Here is a 26,343-nt window from a genome sequence, read left to right on the forward strand (position 1 = left end):
TGATCGTTAGCCGGAAAGGTGTCCGTGTGATAGACGGATATAAAAATGGAAAAAATAACGCAGAATCAATGCGCAATCGAAATGCTGTTGCAAGTCACGGCTTCGTGAATCCACTTCACGAAATGTGAGTGAAATATTTTTCTAATTGCTATGATTTTAGTGAATTTTGTTTGGTTAATAAAGTCCTAATTGACCAAAATGCGACGAAAACCATCCTCAAAAGTGGGTTTGGAAGGATTTTTCATCGCTTTTAACGGCCTCGTCTTCAGCCTCGCCAGAGACCATTTTCCCACAACTTCGTCAGCGAGATCTTGTACTCCGGAAAGTCGAAATTAAAGCCGAGGCTGCGTATTTTGGCGTTGGAAACACGCTTGTTCTCGCCGTAGAAGGAGCGCGCCATAGGCGTCAGATCGGCGGTTTCAAACGCCTGTTCGGGCGGCGGCTCCACACCCATCAACATCGCGGCGAAGCTCACGACATCCTGCGGCGGGCAGGGATCGTCATCGGTGACATTGAAGATACCGCGTTCGTTCCTGCTCGCCAGAAAGGCAAGTGCCGCACCGATATCCTCGACCCGGATGCGATTGAACACCTGATCTTTCTTGACCAGCCTTCGCGCCGTTCCCTTTTCGAAATTCATGAAGGCATTGCGTCCGGGGCCATAAATTCCGGACAGACGAAGGGTGACAAGCGGCACATTTGCTTTTTCGGCAGCTGCCGTCCAGGCGGCTTCGGCGGCGACGCGCTCCACGGAACGGGCGGAAACCGGGCGGCAGGGGCTTTCCTCATCCACCCAGGCACCATCATGATCGCCATAAACGCCGACGGTGGAAAGATAAGCCACCCACTCCAGCTTCGGCAGGAACCGTTTCAGATCGCTGCCCAGCAACGCCAGCAGCGGATCGCCTTGCCCGCCGGGCGCGATGGACTGGACGAGATGTGTGATATTGCCCATCGCGGCGATGAGATCGTCATTGAAACGAACACCGTCAAAAAGGAACGGTGTCATGCCTGCGGCTTCGAGGTTCGGGAATTTATTCTCACTGCGGGTCGTACCGAAGATGGTACCAGCCGCGGGTTTCAGCGCGTTTGCGATGGCTTTTCCCGAATATCCCGCGCCGAAAATCATCACATGCATGCGTCACGCCTCTGCCAATTGCCATTCCATTTCCGCCTCCGGATCAGTCTCCGGGGCGCGGCTGGCAGAGTATGTACGGAATTCTTCCCTGTCCATAAGCCGTGACAAAGCCCATGCGGCCATACCGCGCACCTCCGGCGAGGAATCGCTTTCGGCAAGTGCCTTGCATCGTTCCACGAATTGCCGGTCGGAGGAGTTTCCCGCTGCGATCAGCACGTTGCGGATAAACCGGTTGCGGCCGATGCGTTTGACCGGGGAGCCGCTGAAAAAGCTGCGGAAGGCGGCATCGTCGAGTGTCAGCAGGAAAGAAATGGAAGGTTCCTTCAGATCCTCGCGCGCCTGCAATTTCATCTCGGAGGCGCTAGCTGCGAACTTGTTCCACGGACAGGCGGCAAGGCAATCGTCGCAGCCATAGATGCGGTTGCCAATCAACGGCCGGAATTCGTGCGGGATCGGCCCCTTGTGTTCAATGGTGAGATAGGAGATGCAGCGGCGTGCATCGAGCTGATAGGGGGCCGGAAAAGCGGCCGTCGGACAGGCATCGAGACAGGCGCGGCAGGAACCGCAATGGTCCTTCTCCGCCTCATCAAGACAGAGCTCGGCGGTGGTGAACATGCTGCCGAGAAACAGCCAGGAACCGTGGGTGCGGCTGACGAGGTTGGTGTGTTTGCCCTGCCAGCCAAGCCCGGCGGCGGCGGCAAGCGGCTTTTCCATGACCGGCGCGGTATCGACAAAGACCTTCACATCCTCGCCTGCACGTGCGGCAAAGCGGGTGGCAATCTCTTTCAACCGTCCCTTGATAATGTCGTGATAATCGCGATTGCGGGCATAGACCGAAATGGCTGCCTTGTCCGGTTTCGAAAGAATACCGCGCGGGTCCTCCTCCGGGCCATAATTGAGGCCGAACATGACGATGGAGCGCACGTCGCCCCACAGCGTTTTCGGTTGGGCTCGGCGAGCCTCCGTTTCCTCCATCCACGCCATGGTGCCGTGGTAACCCTTGTCGAGAAACAGCCTCAGCCGTTCCGGCGCCAGTGGAATGCAGTCCGGCGCGGTAATGCGACACAGATCGAAGCCGAGCGAAAGCGCCTCCTGACGAACGAAGTCCGTCAGCTTTCGGGCGCGTATCTGCTGTTTGTCGCTGGCGACGTCGATGGTCATGTCTCCCGAGGGTTATTCTGCGGCATATATAGTGCATGTCGCCCGAAAGTGTGCAGCGGTTTCGGGACAATGACATGCGTTAAATACAGCCGCAGGCCGCAGCAAATAACCAGAAGACCGTATTTTAGAAATCCAGATCGGCGTAGTGGGAGGAGGGCGCAAGGCGCGGAATGCGTTCGCTCAGGAACGGTCGGAAGGAAGGCCTTGATTTCAGCCGCTGATACCATTCCTTGGCAATCGGCGCCTCGAGCCAGTTGATTTCACCAAGATAGTCCAGCACCGAAACACCGGCTGCGGCGGCAAGGTCTGCATAGCTCAACCGGTCGCCGGCAAGCCATGTGCGCGAACCGGCCAGCCACTCCAGATATTTGATATGCTGGCGGATATTGTTGCGGGCAGTACGCAACAGCTTGGAATCCGGCGGCCCGCCACCCTGCGCGGTTGTCATCTGCAATTTATAAACCCGCTCCCGCACCAGCGGCCGGGTTACGTCATTTTCCATCTTCTGCAGAAACCACTCGGTCAGGCGGCGGATTTCCGCCCGCTGAAACGGGTCTTCTGCCAGAAGTCGCCTGTCGCGCTTCAAAACCCCATGCGTTTCGTCAAGAAACTCGGCAAGCACATAAGGCCCGCTTAGCGAGCGCATATTGTCATCCAGATAGACCGGCAGGGTGCCGGCCGGATTGAGCGCCAGAAACTCCCGTCGTCTTTCCCACGGCTGCTCTTCCACGAGATCGGTCTGGAACCCGTATTCTGCGAGGATCAGACGAACGAACCGGGATGCGGTCGACATCGGAGAATGATAGAGAGTTGGCATCGGTACTCAATTTTTACGATTGGTTGTCATGATCGGCATTTGCCGGAAAACTTTTTCAGTTTCGCTTCATCAAGACGCTATAAGAGCTTGGCTACTTTAAAACAAGTTTAACGCAATTGCTTTCCATTGCCGCTTTCCCCTGAAAAAAGGATACCTCATGGGTGACCAATCGATCATCAGCGCGCTTCTGCTGGGCATTATCGAGGGTCTGACGGAGTTTATTCCCGTTTCCTCAACGGCGCATGTGCTGCTGGCCGGGCATTTCCTCGGCTTCAAATCACCCGGCAACACCTTTGCCGTCCTTATCCAGCTCGGCGCTATCCTCGCTATCCTTCTTGTTTATTTTCAAAAACTTGTATCGATCGCACTCGCTTTGCCGACCAGCGCCAAGGCGCGCCGCTTCGTGATGGCCGTCGCGCTTGCCTTCCTGCCGGCGGCGGTGATCGGGGCTCTGGCGCATGACTTCATCAAGACGGTGCTGTTCGAAACACCGATGCTGATTTGTGTCGTCCTTATTATCGGCGGCGTCATATTGCTTGCCGTCGACCGCATGCCGTTAAAACCGAAATATACCGACATCATGGATTATCCGCCGTCGCTCGCGTTCAAGATCGGCCTGTTCCAGTGCCTTGCGATGATCCCCGGCACATCGCGCTCGGGTGCTACCATTGTCGGCTCGCTACTGATGGGTACGGACAAGCGCTCTGCCGCCGAATTTTCGTTCTTCCTGGCGATGCCGACCATGCTTGGCGCTTTCACCCTCGATCTCTACAAGAACCGCGATGCGCTGAGCTTTGATGACGGCGCGCTGATTGCCGTGGGTTTCATCGCGGCGTTCGTTTCCGGCCTGTTTGTCGTGCGCTCGCTGCTGGACTTCGTCTCGCGGCGTGGTTTTGCGCCTTTCGCCTGGTGGCGCATCGTCATCGGTTCGCTGGGGCTGATCGCACTTCTGGTTTTTGGTTAAGCCAGTGAATGCCGGCCGTCTTGAATGGCCGACCTGAAAACGAAAAAGCGCCCCGGAAAACCGGAGGCGCTTTTTCTTTGAAGCTTTTAGAGGCTGATCAGTTGGCGCTGATCGAAGCCGTCGCGCAGGGATCGACGCCGTAAGCGGGAGCGCAACCGCTCTTGCCCGCCGCAACCGTTCCCGGCGCCATGAAAGAACCCGCCAGAACCACCAAAGCCGCACACGCAAAAAAGAGTGCGATAGATCTGCCCATTTTATGATTGCCTTTCAGACGTTCGTTCGTGCGGATCATGCCGCCGTGTGTGAATTGAGGGTCCGGGATATGTTTGGAATGTGGCCAATATCAATAAAGGAGCTTGCTGAATACCGGGTTAATGCGAAGTCTTTTCCACAGTTGCGCTTGTGCCACGCTTACGTGTTGCGGCCAGATGGCCGTTAACTTTTACCCGGCTTTGCAACGCCGTCCCTGTTGATGCTGCACCTCCCCTTCAGTTGAGGGAGAAATGCGCCAGTAGCGGTTTGGTTGCAATTCAATCGCGCAAAAACAAAAAGCGGGAATGGCTCCCGCTTCCGTTCAGAATGGCGATGCCTGAAGTGCAGCTTCAGGCGGCTTTTCCGGCGTTGGAGAACTGACCATGTGTGCGGTACTGCACCATGTAGGAGGGCAGAACCGAAGCGACACGAACGGGATTGATGCCGATGCCTTCGAGTGTCAGGCCGTTCTTTTCCGCCTCGCTGGAAACGACATTGTCCTTTTTCAGCATGGTCACCTGATCGGCGGTCAACGGCGGCGTGATGAGCGGGACCAGTGAAGCGATCTTGCCGATCATCGAGGCGACGCCAAAAGGCAGATTGATGAAAGGACGCTGACGATAAGTTGCTGCAAGAACTGCCTCAAGACAGTCGCGGAACGTCATCACGTCCTGACCGCCGAGTTCATAGATTGCGCCGGGCTTCAGCTTGCCATCGACACTGCGGGCGACGGCTTCGGCGACATCCTCGACATAAACAGGCTGGAATTTGGTTTTTCCACCGCCGATCAGCGGCAGGAACGGCATGCTGCGGGCCATCTTGGCGAATTTGTTGAAGAAATCGTCTTCCGGTCCGAAAATGATCGACGGACGCAGGATCACCGCGCCTGGCAGAACGGAATGAATGGCGGCTTCGGCGCGGCCCTTGGTGCGGCCATAGCCGGTCTGCGAATTTGCTTCCGCTCCGATGGCGGAGATATGCGTCAGCGTCGCGCCTGTGTCACGGGCGGCTTCGGCAATCGCTTTGGCGCCGAATTCCTGCACGGCGTCAAAGGTGTTGCGGCCGCTTTCGGTCAGGATGCCGACACAATTGACCACATGGTCTGCATCTTCGACGGCTTTGATGATGGAGTCGCGATAACGCAGGTTCGCCTGGGCAAAGGAAATCTGGCCGACATTGCCGAGCGGCTGCAGGAAACCGGCAAGATCCGGGCGACGCACGGCAACGCGGATGCGATAACCGCGCCGGGCGAGCATTCTCACGACATGCCGCCCGACAAAACCCGAACCGCCGAAAACGGTGACGAGGGGTGGAAGGTTGGCCAAGGTCATGGGAGGCTCCTCAGAAGCTGTCGATAAAGCGTTTTTCAGTCTCTTAGCCCAAAGCCGCGCGCAGGTGAAGAGATGTTATCGCGCGGCAGGGGCAGGCTTTGGAAATGCGGTTGACGAGCGTCAAATTCCTTCGACGATCAGCATCTCCGCATCAGCGACTTCCTGACGGATTTTGGCCGCGGCCTGATACTCCGGCGAATTATAACAGTCGATGGCATGTTGTACGGAGGGGAACTCGATGACGACGTTACGTCCGCGTGCTTTGCCTTCCAGTTCGGTCAATGCGCCGCCACGGGCCAGAAAATTGGCGCCGAACCGCTCGAAGGCGGGCTTCGCTGTCGTGACATAGTCCTTGTAACGCTCATTGTCGCGCACATCGACGCGGGCGATCCAATATCCCTTTGCCATTTCATCTCCTCCTGTCGTTAGTGATTGGCCGGAAAGCTGGCGCGCAGCATGTCATCAAGAATGGCGCGGGCTGCCGCCTTCGGGTCTTCCGCCCTGACGATCGGACGGGCGACGACCAGATGGCTGGAGCCGGCCTTGATGGCGTCGTAAGGCGTCATCACCCGCTTTTGATCGCCGAGATCCGCACCGGCCGGGCGAATGCCGGGGGTGACGACGGCAAGGTCCGGACCGAGAATTTCGCGCACCGCCGTCGATTCCTCGGCCGAACAGACGATGCCGCCCATACCAGCCTCGCGTGCCTGTTGCGCCCGGCGCAGCACCAGCGAACGGGCATCCGAGGCGTAACCGGCTTCCGCCAGATCGCTGTCGTCCATCGAGGTCAGCACGGTGACGCCGAGCAGGCAGAGGCCGGAGCCTTCGGCCGCCTTGACCGCGGCGCGCATGGCTTTCGGATAGGCGTGCAGGGTCAGCATCGACATGCCCATGCGGGCGATGTTTTCGACACCGGAGGCAACGGTATTGTCGATATCGAGCAGCTTCATGTCGAGAAAGACCTTCTTGCCGCTCTGAACAAGGTCACGCGCAAATTCGAGACCGCCTGCGAATACCAGCTGATAACCGATTTTGTAGAACAGAACCTCGTCGCCGATCTTCGACACGATGTCTTCGGCCTGCTGCACAGTCGGAACATCCAGCCCGACGATGAGTTTTTCGCGCGCGGTCATTGTCTTATCCCTGCCATGTTTCCATTGCCGTCCAGTCGCATGTGGGCGACGCGGCTGCAAGTGAAAACTCGGCGATGGAAAAGCGGAAAAGATTGCCGCCGCCCGGTGGCTGGTCCTTGGCGCGGCTGATGCCGCGGCCTTCAATATGGCATTTCAACAGCGTACCCACGCCGCCATGGCCGACAAAGGCGATGGGCTGCTGTGGTTCGTGCCTGTCGAGAACAGCTTTGACGGCGCTGACGATCCGTGCCTGCGCGTCGATCGCCCTTTCCCAACCGTGAAAGCTCTCGTCAGGATGGGCGAAGAACCAGTCCGCCGCCTTTTCGAATTCCGGCGGCGGCAGGAAGCCGGTGGCGGACCGGTCGTTTTCATGCATTGCTTCGATAATCTCTATCGTCGCACCGGAGGTTTCGGCGAGGATACGGGCGGTTTCGATCGCCTTGGTTTCGGCGCTGGAAACGATGCGACGCAATGACCGTGCCCAGGGGAGGTGGCTTGCCTCCCGCGCCCGCTCGGCACCCCTGTCCGAAAGCCCCCAATCGGGAACGGGAACCATCGGGTCGATCTTGACCTGGGGATGGGTGATGTAAAGCGCGTGCATGAAACCGATCCTCAAAGGCAATGGAAAGGGCAAACCAACACCCTAACCATCCGTCACGACCGGGAAATGACGGTCTTAGCCATTCTGCCGAATGGTCAGGCCCGCGTATAGGTCCACAATTGTGCCGGCGGAATATTGCGCACGATGAAATCGAAATGGCGGATGTGGTAAAGATGCGGTTGCGCGACGATCGGGGAAATCGGACCGTAGGATATCTGCACCACGGGGCGGCCATGCGGCACGCGCTTCAGCAATCCGTCAAGAAGCTTGATACGGGCGGCCATTGGGAAATTCAGCATCGGCACGGCAGAAATGACGCTGTCGAACATCTGGTCCTTGTGTTCACCGAGCGTCGCATCGAGATCGAAAGCGTCGCCATTGACGAAATTGACGCCGGGGTAGCTCCGGAGCAGCTGATTGTAGAAATCGGTTGAATATTCGATGGCCGTCAGGCTTTCCGGCTTGATGCCGCGCGCCAGAATGGCCTTGGTGATGACACCCGTGCCCGGGCCGAGTTCGAGAACCGGCAGGCCGGAATGGGGATTGATGACACTCGCCATTTTCTTCGCCGTGATCGACGATGTCGGGACAATGGCGCCGACTTTTTTCGGCTGGCTGACCATGCCCTTGAAAAAGCGGATTTCTTCCTCAAATTTCTGCTCAAGGCGTTGCTTCAGGTTAAGTGCCATAATTCCCCTCGGATACATTTTTGGTCATTGTCAAAAAACGGTTACGCACTGTTGATCTCATTTGGCGCAAAAACAAGGCAAAATGTCGTAACTGGAAAAATTCGCTTATTGCTTGAAACGCGCAGCATCCGAATCAAAAAACGCCGGTGAAGCGATCCACCGGCGTTTTTGATTGAATTGGCAAAAAAACAGCCGTTTAAACGCGCATCGGCATCAGAACATAGAGTGCATCATCGCCGGCGGTGTCGCGAACGAGCGTCGGCGATCCGGCATCCGCCAGCAGAAAAATCGCATCCTCGCCCGAAAGCTGCGACGTGATGTCGAGGAGATATTTGGCATTGAAGCCGATTTCCATCGAATCATTGTCGTAACCAACGGCCAGTTCTTCGGTAGCACTTCCCGAGTCGGGATTGTTGACGGTCAGCGTCAACTGGCCGTCAGTTAGCGCCAGCTTCACGGCGCGGCCGCGCTCGGACGAAATTGTCGAGACACGATCCACAGCCCGCGCGAAGGTCTGGCAATCGACGCGCATTTCCTTGTCGTTGCCGGTCGGGATGACGCGCTGATAATCCGGGAAGGTGCCGTCGATGAGCTTCGAGGTCAAAACCACCGAACCGATGGTCAGGCGGATTTTGGCGTCCGAGACTTCGGCGGTGACTTCCAGTTCCGGATTGTCCATCAGCTTCTGCAGTTCGCCGACGGTCTTGCGCGGAATGATGATGCCCGGCATGCCTTCGGAACCGGAAGGGGCATCCACATCGGCGCGCGCCAGACGGTGACCGTCCGTCGCGACAGCGCGCAGCTTCAGGTCGCCGCCGCTTTCGATGGTGTGGAAGAAGATGCCGTTCAGGTAATAACGTGTCTCTTCGGTCGAAATCGCAAATTGCGTGCGGTCGATCAGCATCTTCAGATCGGTCGCCTTAAGCTTGAAAGTATGGCTGAAGGTGCCAGCTGTCAGGTCAGGGAAATCGGTTTCCGGCAGGCATTGCAGCGAAAATTTCGAACGGCCGGAGGCAACCGTCATGGTGGAGCCATCAGGGTTGGTGGCCAGAAGCACCTCGGAACCGTCAGGCAGCTTGCGCACGATTTCATAAAGCAGGTGCGCCGGCACGGTGGTGGCGCCCGCCTGTTCCACCATGGCCGGTGTTGCTTCGGTGATTTCGAGGTCGAGGTCGGTCGCCTTCATGTCCAGATTGGCGCCGGATGCGCGAAGCAGGACGTTGGACAGGATCGGGATCGTGTTACGACGCTCGACAACCCTGTGCACGTGGTTCAGCGATTTAAGAAGGTTCGACCGCTCAAGAGTAATACGCATGGACGCTACCGCTTTCAACCGTTGCGAACCGGCCACCGCCGGATCGGCAAGAAGAGTCTTGACCGGCAAAAAAGCCGGATAATGTGGACGGGCAAAATGGCAGAGTTATTGCAGAAAATGCAAGAGCCGAGTGCGTCTGCCTCGGCTCATTTTGCTGCTATACAGCATGATCCACAGGATGGAGCCGTCCATGGACCTTGTTCGCCGGTTTTCTATTGCCCATAAAGGAGGAAAACCGGAGCGACCGGCCGGCAATAATCGGCCAGAATGATTGGAAGCCGTGTGACGGAAGAACTATCGAACAGCGATGCCAGGCAGGCAACAAGGGAATTCAGGATCGGGACGGCCACCATTCCGGCACGACCGCTGGAGCCGGCGCTTTATCTCGTGGCCACCCCCATCGGCAATCTCGGCGATATTACCATCCGCGCGCTGGAGACACTGGCTTCGGCGGATGTTCTCGCCTGCGAGGATACCCGCGTCACCCGTATCCTGCTGGAACGCTACGGCATTCGCACGCGCCCGCTCGCCTACCACGAGCACAATGCGAACGAAGCGGGGCCGAAGCTCATCGCCGCCCTGGAAGCCGGAAAATCCGTGGCACTGGTATCGGATGCCGGAACGCCGCTCGTTTCCGATCCCGGTTATCGTCTTGGTCAGTTGGCACTGGAAGCGGGCCATCGCGTCGTGCCGGTGCCGGGCGCATCTGCGCCGCTCGCCGCCCTTGTCGGATCGGGCATGCCGAGTGATGCCTTTCTGTTTGCGGGTTTCCTGCCGGTGAAGGATCGCGGCAAGCGCGATCGGTTTGCCGAACTTGCGAAAATCCCCGCCACTTTGATCTTTTTTGAATCGCCGCGCCGCATCGGCACCACCGTCAAGGTGGCGTCGGAAGTGCTTGGCCGCGACCGGCGCGCCGTGGTGTGTCGCGAGTTGACCAAGACTTTCGAGGAATTCCGGCGCGGCACGCTCAGCGAGCTTGCCGATTATTATGACGAGGATCGCGTGGTGAAGGGCGAGATCGTACTTCTGATCGAGCCGCCCTCCTATGACGAAATTCCCGATATCGAGGATGTCGAAAAGCTCCTTAAGGATCTGGTCGCGACCATGCCTGCCGCCAAGGCCGCGGGCGAGGCATCGAAACTGACCGGCCTGCCACGCAAGGAGCTTTATCAACGGCTGCTGGACATGAAGGACAGGGATGGCGGCTGACGCGCAAAGGAACAGAAGACGCAAGGCCGAGCGGCGCGGTCGCACGGCGGAATATTGGGCCGCACTCTATCTGCTGGCGAAGGGATATCGCATCCTCGCCATTCGTTATCGTACCCGGTTGGGGGAAATCGACCTCATCGCCCGCAAGCGGGATGTCGTTGCTATCATCGAGGTCAAGGCGCGATCTTCCGGGCTGGGGGCTATCGATGCGGTCGGCTTCCATTCGCAGCAGCGCATCCGGGCCGCCGCCGATCTCTGGCTCTCCCGTCGCGGGGATGCTGCCCGGTTTTCGCTGCGCTTCGATATCGTCGCCATTCTGCCGCGACGCCTGCCGCAGCATTTCATTGACGCATTTTGAGGGGGGAGGGAAGGCAATGTCCACCGAGCGGGAAAAAATGGCCGCGGGCGAATGGTACAGCTGCATGGATGCCGAGCTGGATGGGCTGCGCTGGCGCGCCCGCCGGGCCGTTCACCAGCACAATACCGCGCTGCCGGATGAGCGCGGAGCCATGGCACCGCTGCTGCACGCCCTCTTCGCCTCTGTCGCGGAAGGCGCATTTATCGAAGCCCCGTTTCATTGCGCTTATGGCTTCAACATCACGCTGGGCAGGAATGTCTATCTTAACGCCAGCTGCGTCATTCTCGATTCCGCCAGGGTGGTGATCGGCGATGGGGCAATGCTCGGCCCCGCCGTGCAGATCTATTGTGCTGAACACCATCTGGACCCGGTTCCGCGCGCGCAAGGCGTTGAAATCGCAAAACCGGTGACAATCGGCCGTGATGTCTGGATCGGCGGCGGCGCAATCCTGTTGGCCGGCGTAACCATTGGTGATGGGGCGATTGTCGGTGCTGGTTCGGTGGTGACGCGGGGTGTGCCGCCCGGCGCGACGGTGGTGGGAAATCCGGCCCGGCCGATAAAGCGCAAGGACGCCTGAGACATCCATTTTTGAAAGAACGGAGTTCATTAACAGGCGCCGTAACAAATCTGACATGAAACTGTTAAAGAGGCGTCATGGAACCCCTCTATTCGCATCCTCATCCCAATAAATGGTGGAGAGGATTTAGTAATGTTGAAGAAGATTTCCATGGCCGCAGTGGCGGTCAGCATTTCGGCAACGTCTTCCATGGCTGCGACCAACATCACCTGGTGGCACGGTATGGGCGGCCGTAACGGCGAAGTCATCAACGAAGTTTCCCAGAAGTTCAACGAAGCCCAGAAGGAATGCGCTCTGACGCCGGTTTCCAAGGGTTCTTACGAAGAAGCCCTGGCCAGCGGCATCGCCGCCTTCCGTTCCGGCGAACAGCCGAACATCCTCCAGGTTTTCGATGCCGGCGCTGCCACCATCATCAACGCCAAGGGCGCGGTCATTCCTGCGGAAGACCTCATCAACAAGGCCGGTTACAAGTTCGACCGCGAAGCCTTCATCAACGGCGTGCGTTATTTCTACGCTGCAGCTGACGGCAAGTTCGTCGGCATGCCGTTCAACTCCTCCGCTCCGATCATGTATGTCAACGACGAAGCCCTGAAGAAGGCCGGCGTCGAAGCACCGAAGACCTGGGAAGAGTTTGAACAGGTTGCGCCGAAGCTGAAAGAAGCCGGTTATATCCCGCTCGTTCAGTCGCAGCTGACCTGGCAGTTCACGGAGAACTTCTTCTCCCGCAACAACATCCAGTTCGCCACCAACAATAACGGCTACGACAGCGTCACCGATACCAAGCTGAAGCTTACCGATCCGAACCTCGTCATGATGTTCGACAAGCTGAAGGACTGGAAGGACAAGGGCCTGTTCGCTTACTACGGCGCCGGCTGGAACGACAACCAGAAGCCGTTTGAAGAAGGCAAGGTTGCTTTCTGGATCGGTTCTTCCGGTTCGTTCGGTGGCCTGCAGAAGACGGCAACCATGCCGTTCTCGGCAACCTTCCTTCCCTACTGGGGCTCCATCAAGGGCGCTGGCACCAACTCCTTCATCGGCGGCGCTGCCCTCTTCGCAATGTCCGGCAAGTCCGAAGCCGAAAACAAGTGCGTGGCTGACTTCTTCCAGTTCCTGACCTCGCCGGAAATCCAGGTCTTCTACCACAAGGCCACCGGTTACGTCGCCATCACCAAGGCCGCTTACGAAAAGGCCAAGGCTGAAGGCTTCTACAAGGAAAAGCCGGTCGCCGAAGTCGGCATCCAGCAGCTGTCGCTGCCGGGCGGCGAATGGTCCAAGGGTTATCGCCTCGGCTTCTACCCGCAGATCCGCGCCGTCATGGAACGCGAATATAACCGCATCTTCTCCGGCGAAGTCACGCCGAAGGACGCCTTCGACATCATCGAGAAGGAAGGCAACGACCTTCTGGCCCGTTTCGCCAAGACGGCCGGCTGATCGATCTTTTCGAAACCAATGATCGTTGTCGAGCCTCCTTTCCGACGGAAGGGAGGCTCGCTTCTGGATAAGGAGGCGCAAGCGTGGCCTATACATCGTCTCAACCGCGCCGGTTTTTATCCGGCTGGTCCGCAAAGGCTGGAAAACCCGCCAAGCCCGCTGAAGCCGGCATGAAGCGCGTACAGTTCTCCTCGTCCTTCGTACCCTATCTGTTTCTGGCGCCGCAGCTCGCGGTGATTTTCATCTTTTTCTACTGGCCGTCCGCTCAGGCCATTCAGTCCTCGTTTTATCTCGAAGACCCTTTCGGGTTCGGGGCGTCATTCGTGGGCTTCGCCAATTATTCGGACGCGATATTCAATCCGGAATATCTCAACATTGCCAAGTTCACGGTCGTTTTCACTATCCTGGTGACCTTCTTTTCACTGGCGCTCGGCCTTTTGCTGGCCGTCAAGGCGGATGCGGTCATTCGCGGCAGTTCGACCTACAAGACATTGCTGATCTCCGTTTATGCCATCGCGCCGCCAGTCGCAGGCCTCATCGGCATGATGTTTTTCGACCAGCATATCGGCCCCTTCGTCAAGATGGCGGCGTTTTTCGGCTGGGACATGAAGGTCGGCCTCAATTATTTCGACACGGCCTTTGCCATGGTCGTCGTCGCCGTGTGGAAGCAGATCCCTTATAATTTCATCTTCTTCCTGTCTGGCCTGCAAGGCGTGTCCGTCGCTGTGCGTGAGGCAGCTGCCATTGATTGCCGCTCTGGCTTTCGCCGCTTCTGGACGGTCATCATGCCGCTTCTGGCGCCCACCGCCTTCTTCCTGCTGATCATCAACATCACCTATTCCCTGTTCGACACGTTCGGCGTCATCGACGTAATGGTGAAGGACAAGGCGGCCAATAACCCGATCACGCTGGTCTACAAGGTGTTTCTCGACGGTTTCCGCGGCAATGACATCGGCGGTTCTTCTGCCCAGTCCGTCATTCTGATGCTGGTCGTCTTCGTCCTCACCATCATCCAGTTCCGCTTCATCGAGAAGCGCATCCATTACAATTGAGGGAAAAGACGATGTACAAGACAAAACCCCTCGACCATCTGGTGCTGATAGCAGGCGCGCTGTTCCTGATATTGCCTGTTGTCGTGGCTTTCATGACCTCGACGCATACGGCGGCGGAAATCCATCGCAGCGGCCTGGCGATCATTCCGGGCGACAATTTCGTCGAAACATATGAAAAGGTCCTGACGCAGAAGGGCGGCTTCACCGGGCAGATTACCGGCCTCAACATGGTGCTCAATTCGCTGATTCTCGGCATTGGTTTTGCCGTTGGCAAGATCGTGCTGTCGATGACGGCGGCCTATGCGATCGTTTATTTCCGCTTCCGCTTTGCCACACTCGCCTTCTGGATCATTTTTACGACGCTGCTCCTGCCGCTTGAGGTGCGCATCATGCCGTCCTACGAGGTGATGAGCAAACTTGGCCTCTTGAACTCCTATACCGGCCTGATCGTGCCGCTTCTGGCGTCTGCAACTGGCACCTTCTATTTCCGGCAGTTCTTCAAATCCATTCCGGAAGAATTGCTGGAGGCCGCCCGTATCGACGGGGCAGGGCCGTTCAAATTCTTCATCGATGTTATCATCCCGCTGTCGCGCACCATGATGGCGGCGATCTTCATCATCATGTTCGTTTATGGCTGGAACCAGTATCTCTGGCCGATGCTGATGACGACGGATGAGAGTTTCTTCACCCTGATGCGTGGCATCAAGTCGATCCTGCAGGTCTGGGTTGGTTCGCAAATTCCCGATTACAACGAAGCTTTCGCGCTCGCCGTTCTGGCCATGCTGCCGCCGGTGCTGATCGTCATCGTATTCCAGCGCTGGTTCATCAAGGGCCTCACCGAGAGCGATAAATAAGGAGACCGAAATGGCCGCTATAGAAATCAGTCAGGTCTGCAAGGATTATCATGGCGGCGTGCGCGCCGTGCATCACGTCGATATCGACATCAGGGATGGTGAGTTCATCGTTCTCGTCGGCCCCTCCGGCTGCGGCAAGTCAACGCTCCTGCGCATGGTTGCCGGGCTCGAGGACATCTCCGAAGGCACGGTGAAGATCGGCGACCGGGTGGTCAACCAGGCTGATCCCGCCGACCGCGATATTGCCATGGTGTTCCAGAATTACGCGCTTTATCCGCATATGTCGGTGCGTCAGAACCTGGAATATGGGCTTAAGAACCGCAAGACGCCGAAGACGGAGATCGATGAACGTGTGGCCGAAGCCGCCCGTATGCTGCAGCTCGAACCCTATCTGGATCGCAAACCGCGCGCCCTTTCCGGCGGCCAGCGGCAGCGTGTCGCCATGGGCCGTGCCATCGTTCGCAAACCGGCTGCCTTCCTGTTCGATGAGCCTCTGTCTAACCTCGATGCCAAGCTGCGCGTCTCGATGCGCGGTGAAATCAAGCGCCTGCAAAAACGCCTCGGCACCACCTCCATCTATGTCACCCATGATCAGCTAGAGGCCATGACGCTGGCTGATCGTCTGGTAGTGCTGAATGGCGGCCGCATCGAACAGATCGGCGCGCCGCTTGATGTCTATCACACCCCCGCATCCACCTTCGTCGCCAGCTTCATCGGCTCTCCCGCCATGAACCTGCTGAATGCCGAACTGCATGGCGATAGCCTCGCCATCGGTCCGTCACTGTTTGCACTGAACGGTTTTGCCCCCGCTTCGGGGTCGGTGACGGTGGGCATGCGGGCGGAGGATTTCCGCATTGCCGCGGCGGGCGAGCAGGGCCTTGCGCTGCGCGTCGATTATATCGAGGAGCTGGGTTCGCAGCGCCTCGTGCATGGCATGATCGGCGATCAGAACCTGACAGTGGCTTTCCCGCCGGATGTCGAGGTTCCGGCTGCATTGTCGGTAACGATAGCGCCGGAAAAACTGCACTTCTTCTCCAACGAAACCGGCAAGCGCATCGCCGGTAAGGCGGAGCAGGTCCAGGTACAGTCCGCTCAGCTGGCAACGGCCTGATCACGTCGGAAGAAATCGGCGCGATGACTAAAATTGCGCCGATTGTCAAAACCGCTTTGTTACGATCCCGATGATAGAAGACCTCCAATATTTCACGGGGGTTTTCTCATATGTCGTTCAAAATGATGTTCGCGGCGGCTGCAACCATGGCGATCCGCACGATGCCAATATTGCCGGCCTATCTGCGCGGAGTAAAAGACGAGGCCGTTGTCAGCGCATCCTGCACCGATCTGCGACTTCAGCCAGCCCCCATCAATCCTGACTGGATCATCTCCGGCGATCCCCAGGCGCGCGCGGCCGATCATTCCCGAAGCGGTGACCGCGCTTCCAGCACCGCCATGTGGGATTGCACGGCCGGTGAATTCCGCTGGTTCTTCGGCTGGGATGAAACCGTCTATATTCTGGAAGGCGAGGTGCATGTGACGGCCGAAGACGGTTCGGTCAGCATCCTGCGGGTTGGCGACGTCGCCTATTTCCGGGCGGGAACATGGGCCACCTGGCGGGTGGATGACTATGTCCGCAAGGTTGCCTTCATGCGTCGTCCATTCCCCCGGGCGCTGGCGCTGGCCTATCGCGTCAAGAACAAGCTGTTTTCCGGCAGTTCCTACAAGCTGGCGGCCTGAAACGGTAAAACAATTCAAACGACGGGGCCTTCCGGCTCCGTCGGGGGAATTGTGAAGGTTCAATAAAACTCACACAAAGCACCGCTTGCAGCAGTTGCGTTTGAATGGTCGCTGCCCTACATCTTCAGGGTTTTCTGAAGCATTTCCGGGTCTCTCCCGGGCTTGCCGGGAAGCTTGAAAAGACGGGACAATGGGCATTGTGGGCCGCAGGGCATCCCTATGCTGCAAGAGGAACATGCGCATGGCGAAGATCAAGAACGTCGCGATCCAGATGGATCATGTCTCCGGCATCAACATTGCCGGTGATTCCACTTTCGCCATGAGCCTTGAGGCGCAGGCGCGTGGATACCGGCTGTTCCACTATACGCCCGACCGTCTTTCCATGCGTGACGGCAAGATTTACGCCACCGTCGAGCAGATGGAGTTGCGCGACATAAAGGGCGACCATTTCTCGCTGTCGGAACCGGAGCGCGTTGATCTTTCGACCATGGATGTCATCCATCTGCGTCAGGATCCGCCATTCGACATGGCCTATATCACCTCCACCCATCTGCTGGAGCGTATTCATCCTAGGACGCTTGTTGTCAATGACCCCGCCTGGGTGCGCAACTCGCCGGAAAAGATTTTCGTCACTGAATTCGCTGATCTGATGCCGAAGACCTTGATCACCAAGGACGTGGCCGAGATCGCCCGGTTCCGCAATGAAATGGGCGATATCATCCTCAAGCCGCTTTATGGCAATGGCGGTGCGGGTGTCTTCCATTCGGCGCGTGACGACCGCAATTTCTCCTCGCTGCTGGAAATGTTCGGCCAGATGTTCCGTGAGCCTTACATCGCCCAGGAATATCTGCCTGACGTCCGTAAGGGCGACAAGCGCATCCTTTTGGTGGATGGCGAGCCGGTGGGCGCAATCAACCGCGTGCCGGCGGAAAACGATGCCCGCTCCAACATGCATGCCGGTGGCCGGCCAGAGCCGACGGAACTGACGGCGCGCGAGAAGGAAATCTGCCGCCGCATTGGTCCCGCCCTGCGCGAGCGTGGTTTCCTTTTTGTTGGTATCGATGTGATCGGCGATTATCTCACGGAGATCAACGTCACCTCACCGACGGGCATTCGTGAGGTGCAGAAATTCGGCGGTGCCGATGTGGCAAGCCTGTTGTGGGACGCCATCGAGAAAAAGCGCGAAGCTCAGGATTTCTGAGGCGATTTCCGATCGAACTCCGTTTGTTCCGTGGGTGCAACTAGATACAACTAAAATACATCGCCCGCGTGAAATTGTTCACCGGATGTTCTTGTTTTATTCTTTGCCTTATGGCACGTTGCTTGCGGGTGGCCGCCACAGGGCATGAAGCTCTGATGTCGTGGCCGGTTTGCGGGGGCAGGCCATGGTGGCGAAGGTCAATACGGTTGCATTTCAGGGCATAGAGGGTGTGCCCGTCGAGGTGCAGGTCATGGTCGCACCCGGAAAGGTCGGCATCCAGATCGTCGGCCTGCCGGACAAGGCGGTGGCCGAAAGCCGGGAGCGGGTGCAGGCGGCACTACATGCTTCGGGTCTGGCGCTTCCGGCAAAAAAGGTGACCGTCAATCTCGCGCCTGCCGATCTGCCAAAGGAAGGCTCGCATTTCGATCTTCCAATTGCTCTGGGGCTCATGGCCGCTTTGGGCGCCATACCGGCAGAGGCGCTCGGCCAATATGTGGTTCTCGGCGAACTTAATCTCGATGGCACCATCGGCATGGTCTCTGGCGCGCTGCCGGCGGCCATCGGCGCCAACGCTCTCGGCAAGGGCCTGATCTGCCCGGCTGAAAGCGGTCCGGAAGCGGCCTGGGCCGGTGCCGGCATCGATATCCTTGCCCCGCGCAGCCTCATAGCGCTTGCCAATCATTTTCGCGGCACGCAGCTGCTTTCGCGCCCCGTGCCCGCCATCCGGACCAGTCCGGTCAATCTGCCCGATCTGGCGGATATCAAGGGACAGGAAAGCGCCAGACGTGCGCTGGAAGTGGCAGCGGCTGGTGGCCATAATCTGCTGATGGTCGGTCCACCCGGCTCCGGCAAATCCATGCTTGCCGCGCGTCTGCCGTCCATCCTGCCGCCGCTCGAGGCGGCAGAGCTGCTGGAAGTGTCCATGGTTCATTCCATCGCCGGCCAATTGTCGGGCGGCAAGCTTTCAGACCGCAGGCCGTTCCGCACGCCGCATCATTCCGCCACCATGGCGGCTTTGATTGGTGGCGGGTTGCGCGCCAGACCGGGCGAGGCTTCACTTGCCCATCACGGCGTTCTTTTTCTGGATGAATTCCCGGAATTTTCGCCGCAGGTGCTGGATGCTTTGCGCCAGCCGCTGGAGACGGGTGAATGTATCATCGCGCGGGCCAATCACCGCGTCAGCTATCCGGCGCAAATCCAGCTCGTCGCAGCGATGAACCCGTGTCGGTGCGGCATGGCAGGAGAGCCGGGCTTCACCTGCGCCAGAGGTCCGCGTTGCGTGACCGATTATCAGGGGCGCATTTCCGGTCCGCTGATGGACCGTATCGATATCCGTATTGATGTTCCTGCCGTTTCCGCCACTGATCTCATCCGCCCCGTCGCGTCCGAGCCGAGCGCGGTGGTTGCCGCCCGTGTCGCCAATGCCCGCCTCGCCCAGCAGGAGCGTTATGCGGCGGCGGGGTTTCCTGCCATCCGTACCAATGCCCGCTGCACGACGACCCTGATCGAAAAATATGCCGAGCCGGATGCGTCCGGGCTGCAATTGTTGCGCGATGCCGCAGAACGGCTGAAGTTTTCCGCACGCGGTTATCACCGTATTCTGAAGGTCGCGCGAACATTGGCCGACCTGGACGGCAAACAAACGGTCGGCCGCATTCATGTGGCGGAAGCCGTGTCCTATCGTATCGCGGGTGAGAGGTTGCCGACAGCGGCTTAGAGCCGTGATGTTTGCGCGCTTTTTTGGAAGAGTTTGGAGGCAGCCTCTGAAAAAGCTCCGCCCCTTCTCGATAGGCCGATGCGAAAGCACGATATGAAGCGCATCGCGTGAATTCAGCCGAATGCGGGCGTTCTGAAAGGCTTATGCCGCCAGCGGTACCGGCGGCATGATAAATCTCGATTCCTTGGTCCGCGATCGCGCGTACCGGATGGGGTCGTTAGAGCCCAAGACCTTCGAACAGCGCCGTCGAAAGGTAACGCTCCGCAAAGGAAGGAACGATGACGACGATGTTCTTGCCGGCATTTTCCTCGCGCGCGCCGACCTTGATTGCCGCCGCCAATGCTGCACCCGAGGAGATGCCGACAGGCACGCCTTCGAGCCTTGCCGCGAGACGCGCGATTTCGAAAGCCTCGTCATTGGTGACGGTGACGATCTCGTCATAGATACCGGTATCGAGGATGGCGGGTGCAAAACCAGCGCCGATGCCCTGGATCTTGTGAGGGCCGGGGTTGCCACCGGAGAGCACCGGGCTGTCGGCGGGTTCCACCGCAATGACCTTCACTTCCGGCTTGCGGGATTTCAGAACCTGACCCGTGCCGGTGATCGTTCCACCCGTGCCGATGCCGGAAACGAGAATGTCGACCGTGCCGTCGGTGTCGTTCCAGATTTCCTCCGCCGTCGTCTTGCGGTGAATATCCGGATTGGCGGGGTTTTCGAATTGCTGCGGTATGATGGCGTCGGGAAGCGTCTCGGCCAGTTCCTGCGCCTTGGCGATTGCGCCCTTCATGCCCTTCGGACCTTCGGTCAGCACCAGTTCGGCACCGAGCAGGGCCAGCATTTTCCGACGCTCGACCGACATGGTTTCCGGCATGGTCAGGATCAGCTTGTAGCCCTTGGCCGCGGCAGCAAAGGCAAGCGCGATGCCGGTATTGCCCGAAGTCGGCTCCACCAGTGTCGTTTTGCCGGGAGTGATTTTGCCCTGCGCTTCCAGCGCTTCGATCATGGCAACACCGATGCGGTCCTTCACGGAGGCGATGGGGTTGAAAAACTCCAGCTTGGCAAGCAGGTTGGCCTTCACGCCCTTTTCTTTCGCCAGCTTGTCCAGCCGCACGATCGGCGTATCGCCGATTGTTTCCGTAATCGAGGAATAGACGCGTCCGCGTCCGGGCTTTCTGGCTTCGGGCATGATGCTCTCCTGTATGAAGGCCACAGAATAATGGCCGCAAGATTTGAGCGGCAGAATAGGAGCAATCGCCCTGTCAGGCTAGCGAACGTTCATCCTTATATGGCCGGTTTACCGGAAAAATTTCACGATAAACGGGGTAAATGAACGAAATTATTTTAGGTGCTGCGGATGGCGATCATGGTCGCCGTTCCGGCCAGAATGCCCGCCGCCGTGCGGTTGAGGATCGTCAGCGCGCTCGGCCGTTTCAGGAGGTTGCGCGCCTTGGCCGCAAGCAGGATGTAGGGCAAAAGAACGGCCATCAGCACGACGAAGGTGAGGGCGAGGAGTGTCGCATATTCCGACGGGCCGATCATGCGGATGTCGATCAGCGTCGGCACCAGCGCCACATAAAACAGCATGGTTTTCGGGTTGCCGAGGGTGATCAGCAGGCCGGACAGGAAGGACATCGGCATGCTGGTACTTTTTTTCGCCTTCAGGTCCTGCGGCAAAAGGCCGGCGGTCCAAAGCTTCCAGGCGATATAGAGGAGATAGGCCGCGCCGGCGAATTTCAGCACCATGAAGGCTTCCTGAAAGGTCTGGGCCACGAAGGCCAACCCCAGTATTACGCCGGTCAGGTAGATCATGTCGCCCAGCACCAGCCCGAGGCCCATGAAGAAGGTTTCCCGAAAGCCCGAACCCAGCGCCCGCGCCACGATCGCCGTCATGCCGGGGCCGGGAATGGCGGCGGCGATGAAGAGGGCAGTGGCATAGGCCAGAAGGGTCGTCAGTGTCATGATCATGTTTCCCGGAAAATCCGCTAGATCAATAGCGAAATTGCCGGGTAAAAACAATCGATCATGCGGCTTGCCGGTCAGACCCCGGTCGAGCCGAAACCGCCGGCGCCACGCGCCGTCTCGGAGGTTTCCGTCACTTCGCTCACGGTGACCTGTGTTACCGGCGCGATAACCATTTGCGCAATGCGCATTCCGCGCTCGATGGTGAAATCATCCTGCCCCAGATTGGCGAGAATGACCTTCACTTCGCCGCGATAATCGCTGTCCACCGTGCCGGGAGAATTGAGGCAGGTGATGCCGTTCTTGATGGCAAGGCCGGAGCGGGGGCGGATTTGCGCCTCATAACCGGATGGAACTTCGAAGATGAAGCCGGTCGGCACCAGTGCCCGTTCACCGGGTTTCAGCGTTAGCGGTTGATCTGCAGGCACCGCGGCGCGCAGGTCCATACCGGCTGCACCGCCGGTTTCATAGGACGGCAATTCGAGGCCTGCGCCATTGGCGAGGCGGACGAGGCGAAGAGGGGGGCGATTGTCATTTTGAACGGTCATGTGGCATTAGTTTGCGCAGATCGCGGCGAGGTCAATTGCAAATGCGGGCCTGAAACGCTAGATAGCCCGCAATTCACAGGATTTGTCAGATGGCCGAAACACTTGCCGAGGCGGTCTCCCGCCGCCGCACCTTTGCTATTATCGCGCACCCGGACGCGGGTAAGACGACGCTTACCGAAAAGCTGCTGCTGTTCGGCGGAGCGATCCAGCTTGCCGGTGAAGTGAAGGCGAAGAAGGATCGCATCCAGACCCGTTCGGACTGGATGAAGATCGAGCGGGAGCGCGGCATTTCGGTCGTCACCTCGGTCATGACCTTCGAATATAACGACCGCGTCTTCAACATTCTCGATACGCCCGGCCACGAAGACTTCGCCGACGACACCTACCGCACGCTGACGGCGGTGGATGCGGCGATCATGGTCATCGATGCTGCCAAGGGTATTGAGCCACGCACGCTGAAGCTGTTTGAAGTCTGCCGCATGCGCGATATTCCGATCATCACCTTCATCAACAAGATGGACCGCGAAAGCCGTGATCCCTTCGAGATTTTGGATGAGGTCGAGGAAAAGCTGGCGCTGGATACTGCGCCGATCACCTGGCCGGTGGGACGGGCGAAAAGCTTCTGTGGCGCTTATAATCTTGCCGAAAACACCTTTCGTGGCAATGATACGCAGGTGGAAGGCCTCTCCGTCAACGGCCCGCAGGCGGTTGCCGATCGGCTGCCTGAAAACGAACGCAAGGTCTTTATCGAAGAAACGGAACTGGCGCTGGAAGCCTGCCGTCCCTTCGATCGCCAGGCGTTTCTTGAAGGCCACATGACACCGGTGTTCTTCGGTTCGGCGCTGCGCAATTTCGGTGTGCGCGACCTCATCAATGCACTCGGCGATTTCGCACCGCCGCCGCGCGATCAGGTGGCGGATACCCGCACCGTGCATGCGGCCGAAGACAGGATGACGGCCTTCGTCTTCAAGATTCAGGCGAATATGGACCCCAACCACCGCGACCGCATCGCCTTTGCCCGCATCTGCTCCGGCAAGCTGGAGCGCGGCATGAAGGCGCGTTTGTCGCGCACCGGCAAGCAGATGGGGTTGACCGCGCCGCAATTCTTCTTTGCCTCGCAGCGTCAGCTCGCCGATACGGCCTTTGCGGGTGATGTGGTCGGCATCCCCAACCACGGCACGCTGCGCATCGGTGATACGCTGACTGAGGGTGAAAACCTTGTTTTCCAGGGCGTTCCGAACTTCTCGCCGGAAATCCTGCGCCGCGTGCGGCTGGAAGATGCGATGAAGGCGAAGAAGCTGAAGGAAGCTCTGCAGCAGATGGCGGAAGAGGGCGTCGTACAGCTCTTCTCGCCGGAGGACGGTTCGCCCGCCATCGTCGGCGTCGTCGGCGCGCTGCAGCTGGACGTATTGAAGGAACGGCTGATGGGCGAATACGGCCTGCCGGTCTCCTTCGAAATGTCGCGCTTTTCCGTCTGCCGCTGGATTTCATCCGATCAGCCGGCGGAGATGGACAAGTTCCTCAACGTCAAGCGCGGTGATATCGCCCGCGATCTGGATGGCGATCCGGTGTTTCTGGCGCAGGACGCCTTCTCATTGCGTTATGAGTCCGAGCGTTTTCCGGCGATCAAGATGGTTGCGATCAAGGAATATCACGTCGCCAAGGCGGCGTGATATCAGCCGGATTGCACTTTGAATGCCAAGGGCTTAGTTTCCCGGTGAAACGGGAAACTGGTCCGGCATCATGACGCTTTCAGGCAAACATATTCTCCTCATCATCTCCGGCGGCATCGCGGCCTATAAGAGCCTCGATCTCATCCGCCGCCTGAAAGAGCGCGGCGCGAAGGTGACGCCGGTCATGACGAAGGGTGCGCAGGAATTCGTCACTCCGCTGGCGGTCGGCGTGCTGTCTGCCACCCACGTTTTCACCGAGCTTTTTTCCAGACAGGACGAGCAGGATGTCGGCCATATCAGGCTGGCGCGCGACTGCGACCTCGTGCTGGTCGCGCCCGCCACTGCCGATCTGATGGCCAAGATGGCGCATGGTCTGGCCGACGATCTTGCTTCTACCATCCTTCTCGCGACTGACCGCAGGGTGCTGATCGCACCCGCCATGAATCCGAAAATGTGGACGGCGAAGCCGACGGCCCGCAATGTCGAAACGCTAAAAAAAGACGGTGTGTTTTTCATCGGACCCATGGCAGGCGAGATGGCGGAGAAGGGCGAGGCGGGTCTCGGCCGGATGGCGGAGCCGTTGCAGATCGTCGAGGCCGTTGAGGCGCTTTTGGACAATGGCCCCAAACCACTCAAGGGCAGGAAGGCCATCGTCACTTCCGGTCCCACGCATGAGCCGATCGATCCGGTACGCTATATAGCCAACCGCTCGTCGGGCAAGCAGGGCCACGCCATTGCGGCAGCTCTCGCGGAACTGGGGGCGGAGGTGACGCTGGTCTCAGGCCCGGTCACCATCGCCGATCCGGCCGGAGTCACAACGATCCATGTCGAGCGTGCCGAAGAGATGCGCGATGCGGTGATCTCGAAGCTCCCGGCGGATATCGCAGTCATGGTCGCCGCCGTCGCTGACTGGCGGGTGACAGGTTCATCGGAACAGAAGATCAAGAAGCAGCCGGGCGATGCACCGCCCGCGCTGCAATTGACGGAAAACCCCGATATCCTGAAAACCGTCGGCCACCACGAAAAGCGCCCGAAGCTGGTGGTGGGTTTCGCCGCCGAAACACAGGACGTTGAGAAGAACGGTCGCGCCAAGCTGGAGCGTAAGGGCGCGGATTATATTGTCGCCAATGATGTCTCGGCTGAGACCGGCATCATGGGTGGAGATCGAAACAGCGTGAAGATCATATCGGCGGACGGTATTGAGGCCTGGCCGGATCTCGACAAGGCCGACGTCGCAAAACGTCTGGCAGCCCTTATCGCGGAGAAACTCGCATGAGCCTGTTTGATCGCAAGACATTCGACAGAGTGCTGGGCGAATGGCCGGGCGTGCGTTTCGTCGATCAGTGGGATTCCCATGTCGCCAAGGTCGGCGACAAGGTCTTTGCCGTGCTGGGAGAGCGGGTGGATTGGCGTCTGGTGGTGAAATGTTCGGAGGAAAGTTTCGAAATCCTCACCTCGCTGGAAGGCATCGGTCAGGCGCCCTATTTTGCCAAACGCAAATGGATATCGATCGGTGACCATTCACCGCTCGAGCGAGAGGAGCTAGAGCATTATGTGCGCCGCTCCTATGAACTGGTTGCGGCCGGCCTGACGAAGAAACTGCGCTCTGAGCTGGGCATATTCTTCGACTAGAGCGTTTTCGCATTTCGGAGAAAAGCGGGAATGCTCCAACCTCACATGCCGGGCGTTTCGCCTGAATTGTCTTTTGTGTTTCGACCGATGATCTGGCGAACGCCCTCCTTGGTGAAGGGCTGAAAAAGCTGGGGCAGAAAGCCCTTCGCAATTTGCCCCTTGATACCGATATTGGTGGAGGACGGGCGATCGGGATTGAAATAGCTGCCGAACAGCTGGTCGAATATGACGAGATTCTCGCCATAATTGGTGTTTCCCTCGGGAAGCTCCTTGGAATGATGCCAGCGGTGCAGCCGCGGCGTGCTGAATACATAGTCCAGCGGGCCAGTTTTCATATCGACATTGCAATGGGTCAGAATGCCGATGAAGGCGGTAACGGCGCCAAGCCACCAGAAAACGTGCAAGGGTGCGCCCATCAAATAGAGCGGAAGCTGACTGAGCGCGATCTTGAAGAGCGAATCCGCCACATGAAAGCGACCGGTATTGACCACCCATAGACGGACAACGCTGTGGTGCAGGGCATGGAAACGCCAGAAGAACACGGTCTCATGCGCGATACGGTGCGCCCAGTAGAGGCCAAATTCAGCGATGGTGACCGCAAGTGCGACCTGAATGATCATCGGCAGGTCGGAGGGCCACAGATTGAACCGCATGGCCGCAAGCGGCTGCAGCACATTGGCGGTCAGCATCGGAAAGATTGCTCCCGCAACGGCGGCAAGCTGGACAAGGCCCTTGGTCAACAGGGTGTGGCCAATGCTGGTCGCGGTTTCGCCATCGCCCTGAAGCCACTGAACCTCATAGGGGATATAACGTTCCAGGAGAAACAGGCTCAACACCGCGCCCGCATAGACGCAGAGGAACGCCATGATGGGATGGCTGCTGTTGAAGGCGAAATAGGAGCCGACAAGGCCGAAGAAAAACACCATCGGCCACGAACAATAGACAAGGGCCTGTTTCACTGCCTGAGTTTTTGCCATGAATTTCAATTCCCGTCCGG

The 26,343-nt window shown here is 58.5% G+C and carries 27 protein-coding genes and 2 pseudogenes; 15 read left to right on the forward strand and 14 right to left on the reverse strand.

Features of this window, described 5'->3' with window-relative positions:
- Positions 1-265: 265 nt before the first annotated feature.
- The 3 genes from EXN68_RS11215 to EXN68_RS11225 form a co-directional block, all read right to left on the reverse strand.
- The gene (locus tag EXN68_RS11215) at positions 266-1,138 is read right to left on the reverse strand and encodes an SDR family oxidoreductase (protein WP_142840880.1); all 873 of its coding nucleotides are present in this window, start codon (positions 1,136-1,138) and stop codon (positions 266-268) included.
- A 3-nt stretch (positions 1,139-1,141) separates the two neighbouring features.
- The gene (queG, locus tag EXN68_RS11220; RefSeq protein ID WP_161991299.1) at positions 1,142-2,299 is read right to left on the reverse strand and encodes a tRNA epoxyqueuosine(34) reductase QueG; all 1,158 of its coding nucleotides are present in this window, start codon (positions 2,297-2,299) and stop codon (positions 1,142-1,144) included.
- A 124-nt stretch (positions 2,300-2,423) separates the two neighbouring features.
- Entirely contained in the window at positions 2,424-3,116 is a 693-nt protein-coding gene (locus tag EXN68_RS11225; protein WP_142840881.1) for a glutathione S-transferase family protein, read from the reverse strand.
- A 157-nt stretch (positions 3,117-3,273) separates the two neighbouring features.
- Here EXN68_RS11225 and EXN68_RS11230 point away from each other — a divergent pair, with 157 nt between their 5' ends.
- Positions 3,274-4,080, forward strand: a complete 807-nt coding sequence (locus tag EXN68_RS11230; protein WP_142840882.1) for an undecaprenyl-diphosphate phosphatase — start codon at positions 3,274-3,276, stop codon at positions 4,078-4,080.
- 97 nt (positions 4,081-4,177) lie between these two features.
- Here the strand turns inward: EXN68_RS11230 and EXN68_RS27650 are convergent, their stop codons facing one another.
- The 7 genes from EXN68_RS27650 to dnaN form a co-directional block, all read right to left on the reverse strand.
- A complete protein-coding gene (locus tag EXN68_RS27650) occupies positions 4,178-4,333 on the reverse strand; it encodes a hypothetical protein (protein WP_006310141.1) in 156 nt (51 codons plus the stop codon).
- Between the two features lie 349 nt (positions 4,334-4,682).
- The gene (locus EXN68_RS11240) at positions 4,683-5,663 is read right to left on the reverse strand and encodes a complex I NDUFA9 subunit family protein (protein WP_142840884.1); all 981 of its coding nucleotides are present in this window, start codon (positions 5,661-5,663) and stop codon (positions 4,683-4,685) included.
- A gap of 120 nt (positions 5,664-5,783) precedes the next feature.
- Positions 5,784-6,071: a DUF1330 domain-containing protein gene (locus EXN68_RS11245; RefSeq protein ID WP_142840885.1), complete on the reverse strand. Its 288-nt coding sequence runs from the start codon at positions 6,069-6,071 to the stop codon at positions 5,784-5,786.
- A gap of 17 nt (positions 6,072-6,088) precedes the next feature.
- Positions 6,089-6,796 (reverse strand): orotidine-5'-phosphate decarboxylase, encoded by a 708-nt coding sequence (gene pyrF / locus EXN68_RS11250; RefSeq protein ID WP_142840886.1) that lies wholly within the window; start codon positions 6,794-6,796, stop codon positions 6,089-6,091.
- A gap of 4 nt (positions 6,797-6,800) precedes the next feature.
- Positions 6,801-7,397 (reverse strand): histidine phosphatase family protein, encoded by a 597-nt coding sequence (locus EXN68_RS11255; RefSeq protein ID WP_142840887.1) that lies wholly within the window; start codon positions 7,395-7,397, stop codon positions 6,801-6,803.
- Positions 7,398-7,492: 95 nt separating this feature from the next.
- Positions 7,493-8,086, reverse strand: coding sequence for a phospholipid N-methyltransferase PmtA (gene pmtA, locus EXN68_RS11260; RefSeq protein WP_142840888.1), 594 nt, complete (start codon positions 8,084-8,086; stop codon positions 7,493-7,495).
- 196 nt (positions 8,087-8,282) lie between these two features.
- Positions 8,283-9,401, reverse strand: a complete 1,119-nt coding sequence (gene dnaN / locus EXN68_RS11265) for a DNA polymerase III subunit beta (protein WP_142840889.1) — start codon at positions 9,399-9,401, stop codon at positions 8,283-8,285.
- 267 nt (positions 9,402-9,668) lie between these two features.
- Here dnaN and rsmI point away from each other — a divergent pair, with 267 nt between their 5' ends.
- The 11 genes and pseudogenes from rsmI to EXN68_RS11315 all read left to right on the forward strand — a co-directional run bounded on the left by rsmI (position 9,669) and on the right by EXN68_RS11315 (position 19,534).
- Positions 9,669-10,610, forward strand: a complete 942-nt coding sequence (rsmI, locus tag EXN68_RS11270; RefSeq protein WP_137085833.1) for a 16S rRNA (cytidine(1402)-2'-O)-methyltransferase — start codon at positions 9,669-9,671, stop codon at positions 10,608-10,610.
- Positions 10,600-10,968 (forward strand): YraN family protein, encoded by a 369-nt coding sequence (locus tag EXN68_RS11275; protein WP_142840890.1) that lies wholly within the window; start codon positions 10,600-10,602, stop codon positions 10,966-10,968. The genes rsmI and EXN68_RS11275 overlap by 11 nt, the downstream gene beginning before the upstream one ends.
- A gap of 37 nt (positions 10,969-11,005) precedes the next feature.
- A pseudogene (locus EXN68_RS28160) lies at positions 11,006-11,143 on the forward strand (maltose acetyltransferase domain-containing protein); the annotation flags it as partial.
- A 225-nt stretch (positions 11,144-11,368) separates the two neighbouring features.
- A pseudogene (locus EXN68_RS28165) lies at positions 11,369-11,533 on the forward strand (DapH/DapD/GlmU-related protein); the annotation flags it as partial.
- Positions 11,534-11,677: 144 nt separating this feature from the next.
- Positions 11,678-12,976, forward strand: coding sequence for an extracellular solute-binding protein (locus EXN68_RS11285; RefSeq protein WP_046799279.1), 1,299 nt, complete (start codon positions 11,678-11,680; stop codon positions 12,974-12,976).
- Positions 12,977-13,059: 83 nt separating this feature from the next.
- Positions 13,060-14,028: an ABC transporter permease gene (locus EXN68_RS11290; RefSeq protein ID WP_193559514.1), complete on the forward strand. Its 969-nt coding sequence runs from the start codon at positions 13,060-13,062 to the stop codon at positions 14,026-14,028.
- 11 nt (positions 14,029-14,039) lie between these two features.
- Positions 14,040-14,882, forward strand: coding sequence for a sn-glycerol-3-phosphate ABC transporter permease UgpE (gene ugpE / locus EXN68_RS11295; protein ID WP_142840892.1), 843 nt, complete (start codon positions 14,040-14,042; stop codon positions 14,880-14,882).
- Between the two features lie 10 nt (positions 14,883-14,892).
- Positions 14,893-15,993 carry a sn-glycerol-3-phosphate import ATP-binding protein UgpC gene (locus EXN68_RS11300; protein ID WP_142840893.1) on the forward strand — a complete coding sequence of 367 codons (1,101 nt, stop codon included), beginning with the start codon at positions 14,893-14,895 and terminating at the stop codon, positions 15,991-15,993.
- Positions 15,994-16,103: 110 nt separating this feature from the next.
- Positions 16,104-16,616, forward strand: coding sequence for a cupin domain-containing protein (locus EXN68_RS11305; RefSeq protein ID WP_142840894.1), 513 nt, complete (start codon positions 16,104-16,106; stop codon positions 16,614-16,616).
- 241 nt (positions 16,617-16,857) lie between these two features.
- Entirely contained in the window at positions 16,858-17,817 is a 960-nt protein-coding gene (gshB, locus tag EXN68_RS11310; RefSeq protein ID WP_142840895.1) for a glutathione synthase, read from the forward strand.
- Between the two features lie 184 nt (positions 17,818-18,001).
- Positions 18,002-19,534: a YifB family Mg chelatase-like AAA ATPase gene (locus EXN68_RS11315; RefSeq protein WP_142840896.1), complete on the forward strand. Its 1,533-nt coding sequence runs from the start codon at positions 18,002-18,004 to the stop codon at positions 19,532-19,534.
- Positions 19,535-19,751: 217 nt separating this feature from the next.
- On the opposite strand, the gene cysK is transcribed toward EXN68_RS11315, so the two are convergent.
- The 3 genes from cysK to dut all read right to left on the reverse strand — a co-directional run bounded on the left by cysK (position 19,752) and on the right by dut (position 22,041).
- Positions 19,752-20,720: a cysteine synthase A gene (gene cysK, locus EXN68_RS11320; RefSeq protein ID WP_142840897.1), complete on the reverse strand. Its 969-nt coding sequence runs from the start codon at positions 20,718-20,720 to the stop codon at positions 19,752-19,754.
- Between the two features lie 155 nt (positions 20,721-20,875).
- Complete coding sequence (locus EXN68_RS11325) at positions 20,876-21,493, reverse strand: LysE family translocator (protein WP_046799448.1); 618 nt, start codon at positions 21,491-21,493, stop codon at positions 20,876-20,878.
- 77 nt (positions 21,494-21,570) lie between these two features.
- The gene (gene dut / locus EXN68_RS11330) at positions 21,571-22,041 is read right to left on the reverse strand and encodes a dUTP diphosphatase (protein ID WP_142840898.1); all 471 of its coding nucleotides are present in this window, start codon (positions 22,039-22,041) and stop codon (positions 21,571-21,573) included.
- An 89-nt stretch (positions 22,042-22,130) separates the two neighbouring features.
- Here dut and EXN68_RS11335 point away from each other — a divergent pair, with 89 nt between their 5' ends.
- The 3 genes from EXN68_RS11335 (at position 22,131) to EXN68_RS11345 (ending at position 25,346) form a co-directional block, all read left to right on the forward strand.
- Positions 22,131-23,714: a peptide chain release factor 3 gene (locus EXN68_RS11335; protein WP_052820301.1), complete on the forward strand. Its 1,584-nt coding sequence runs from the start codon at positions 22,131-22,133 to the stop codon at positions 23,712-23,714.
- A 70-nt stretch (positions 23,715-23,784) separates the two neighbouring features.
- Complete coding sequence (gene coaBC / locus EXN68_RS11340) at positions 23,785-24,990, forward strand: bifunctional phosphopantothenoylcysteine decarboxylase/phosphopantothenate--cysteine ligase CoaBC (protein WP_142840899.1); 1,206 nt, start codon at positions 23,785-23,787, stop codon at positions 24,988-24,990.
- Positions 24,987-25,346, forward strand: a complete 360-nt coding sequence (locus tag EXN68_RS11345; RefSeq protein WP_142840900.1) for an MmcQ/YjbR family DNA-binding protein — start codon at positions 24,987-24,989, stop codon at positions 25,344-25,346. Before coaBC ends, EXN68_RS11345 begins: the two co-directional genes overlap by 4 nt.
- Before the next feature lie 41 nt (positions 25,347-25,387).
- Here EXN68_RS11345 and olsE read toward each other — a convergent pair whose 3' ends face one another.
- Positions 25,388-26,323 (reverse strand): ornithine lipid hydroxylase OlsE, encoded by a 936-nt coding sequence (olsE, locus tag EXN68_RS11350; protein WP_142840901.1) that lies wholly within the window; start codon positions 26,321-26,323, stop codon positions 25,388-25,390.
- Positions 26,324-26,343 lie beyond the last annotated feature (20 nt).

The sequence above is a fragment of the Martinezella rhizogenes genome (assembly GCF_007002745.1).
In the GTDB taxonomy this organism is placed as follows: Bacteria; Pseudomonadota; Alphaproteobacteria; order Rhizobiales; family Rhizobiaceae; genus Agrobacterium; species Agrobacterium cucumeris.

Excerpts from the sequence above, each read along its gene's own strand:
- EXN68_RS11240 (WP_142840884.1), bottom strand. The coding sequence starts at position 5,663 with ATGACCTTGGCCAACCTTCCACCCCTCGTCACCGTTTTCGGCGGTTCG.
- EXN68_RS27650 (WP_006310141.1), bottom strand. The coding sequence starts at position 4,333 with ATGGGCAGATCTATCGCACTCTTTTTTGCGTGTGCGGCTTTGGTGGTT.
- coaBC (WP_142840899.1), top strand. The coding sequence starts at position 23,785 with ATGACGCTTTCAGGCAAACATATTCTCCTCATCATCTCCGGCGGCATC.
- dnaN (WP_142840889.1), bottom strand. The coding sequence starts at position 9,401 with ATGCGTATTACTCTTGAGCGGTCGAACCTTCTTAAATCGCTGAACCAC.
- rsmI (WP_137085833.1), top strand. The coding sequence starts at position 9,669 with ATGATTGGAAGCCGTGTGACGGAAGAACTATCGAACAGCGATGCCAGG.
- EXN68_RS11285 (WP_046799279.1), top strand. The coding sequence starts at position 11,678 with ATGTTGAAGAAGATTTCCATGGCCGCAGTGGCGGTCAGCATTTCGGCA.
- EXN68_RS11300 (WP_142840893.1), top strand. The coding sequence starts at position 14,893 with ATGGCCGCTATAGAAATCAGTCAGGTCTGCAAGGATTATCATGGCGGC.
- olsE (WP_142840901.1), bottom strand. The coding sequence starts at position 26,323 with ATGGCAAAAACTCAGGCAGTGAAACAGGCCCTTGTCTATTGTTCGTGG.
- EXN68_RS11325 (WP_046799448.1), bottom strand. The coding sequence starts at position 21,493 with ATGACACTGACGACCCTTCTGGCCTATGCCACTGCCCTCTTCATCGCC.
- dut (WP_142840898.1), bottom strand. The coding sequence starts at position 22,041 with ATGACCGTTCAAAATGACAATCGCCCCCCTCTTCGCCTCGTCCGCCTC.
- EXN68_RS11245 (WP_142840885.1), bottom strand. The coding sequence starts at position 6,071 with ATGGCAAAGGGATATTGGATCGCCCGCGTCGATGTGCGCGACAATGAG.
- EXN68_RS11335 (WP_052820301.1), top strand. The coding sequence starts at position 22,131 with ATGGCCGAAACACTTGCCGAGGCGGTCTCCCGCCGCCGCACCTTTGCT.
- EXN68_RS11305 (WP_142840894.1), top strand. The coding sequence starts at position 16,104 with ATGTCGTTCAAAATGATGTTCGCGGCGGCTGCAACCATGGCGATCCGC.
- EXN68_RS11225 (WP_142840881.1), bottom strand. The coding sequence starts at position 3,116 with ATGCCAACTCTCTATCATTCTCCGATGTCGACCGCATCCCGGTTCGTT.
- pmtA (WP_142840888.1), bottom strand. The coding sequence starts at position 8,086 with ATGGCACTTAACCTGAAGCAACGCCTTGAGCAGAAATTTGAGGAAGAA.
- cysK (WP_142840897.1), bottom strand. The coding sequence starts at position 20,720 with ATGCCCGAAGCCAGAAAGCCCGGACGCGGACGCGTCTATTCCTCGATT.
- gshB (WP_142840895.1), top strand. The coding sequence starts at position 16,858 with ATGGCGAAGATCAAGAACGTCGCGATCCAGATGGATCATGTCTCCGGC.
- EXN68_RS11315 (WP_142840896.1), top strand. The coding sequence starts at position 18,002 with ATGGTGGCGAAGGTCAATACGGTTGCATTTCAGGGCATAGAGGGTGTG.
- pyrF (WP_142840886.1), bottom strand. The coding sequence starts at position 6,796 with ATGACCGCGCGCGAAAAACTCATCGTCGGGCTGGATGTTCCGACTGTG.
- EXN68_RS11255 (WP_142840887.1), bottom strand. The coding sequence starts at position 7,397 with ATGCACGCGCTTTACATCACCCATCCCCAGGTCAAGATCGACCCGATG.
- ugpE (WP_142840892.1), top strand. The coding sequence starts at position 14,040 with ATGTACAAGACAAAACCCCTCGACCATCTGGTGCTGATAGCAGGCGCG.
- EXN68_RS11230 (WP_142840882.1), top strand. The coding sequence starts at position 3,274 with ATGGGTGACCAATCGATCATCAGCGCGCTTCTGCTGGGCATTATCGAG.
- queG (WP_161991299.1), bottom strand. The coding sequence starts at position 2,299 with ATGACCATCGACGTCGCCAGCGACAAACAGCAGATACGCGCCCGAAAG.
- EXN68_RS11345 (WP_142840900.1), top strand. The coding sequence starts at position 24,987 with ATGAGCCTGTTTGATCGCAAGACATTCGACAGAGTGCTGGGCGAATGG.
- EXN68_RS11215 (WP_142840880.1), bottom strand. The coding sequence starts at position 1,138 with ATGCATGTGATGATTTTCGGCGCGGGATATTCGGGAAAAGCCATCGCA.
- EXN68_RS11275 (WP_142840890.1), top strand. The coding sequence starts at position 10,600 with ATGGCGGCTGACGCGCAAAGGAACAGAAGACGCAAGGCCGAGCGGCGC.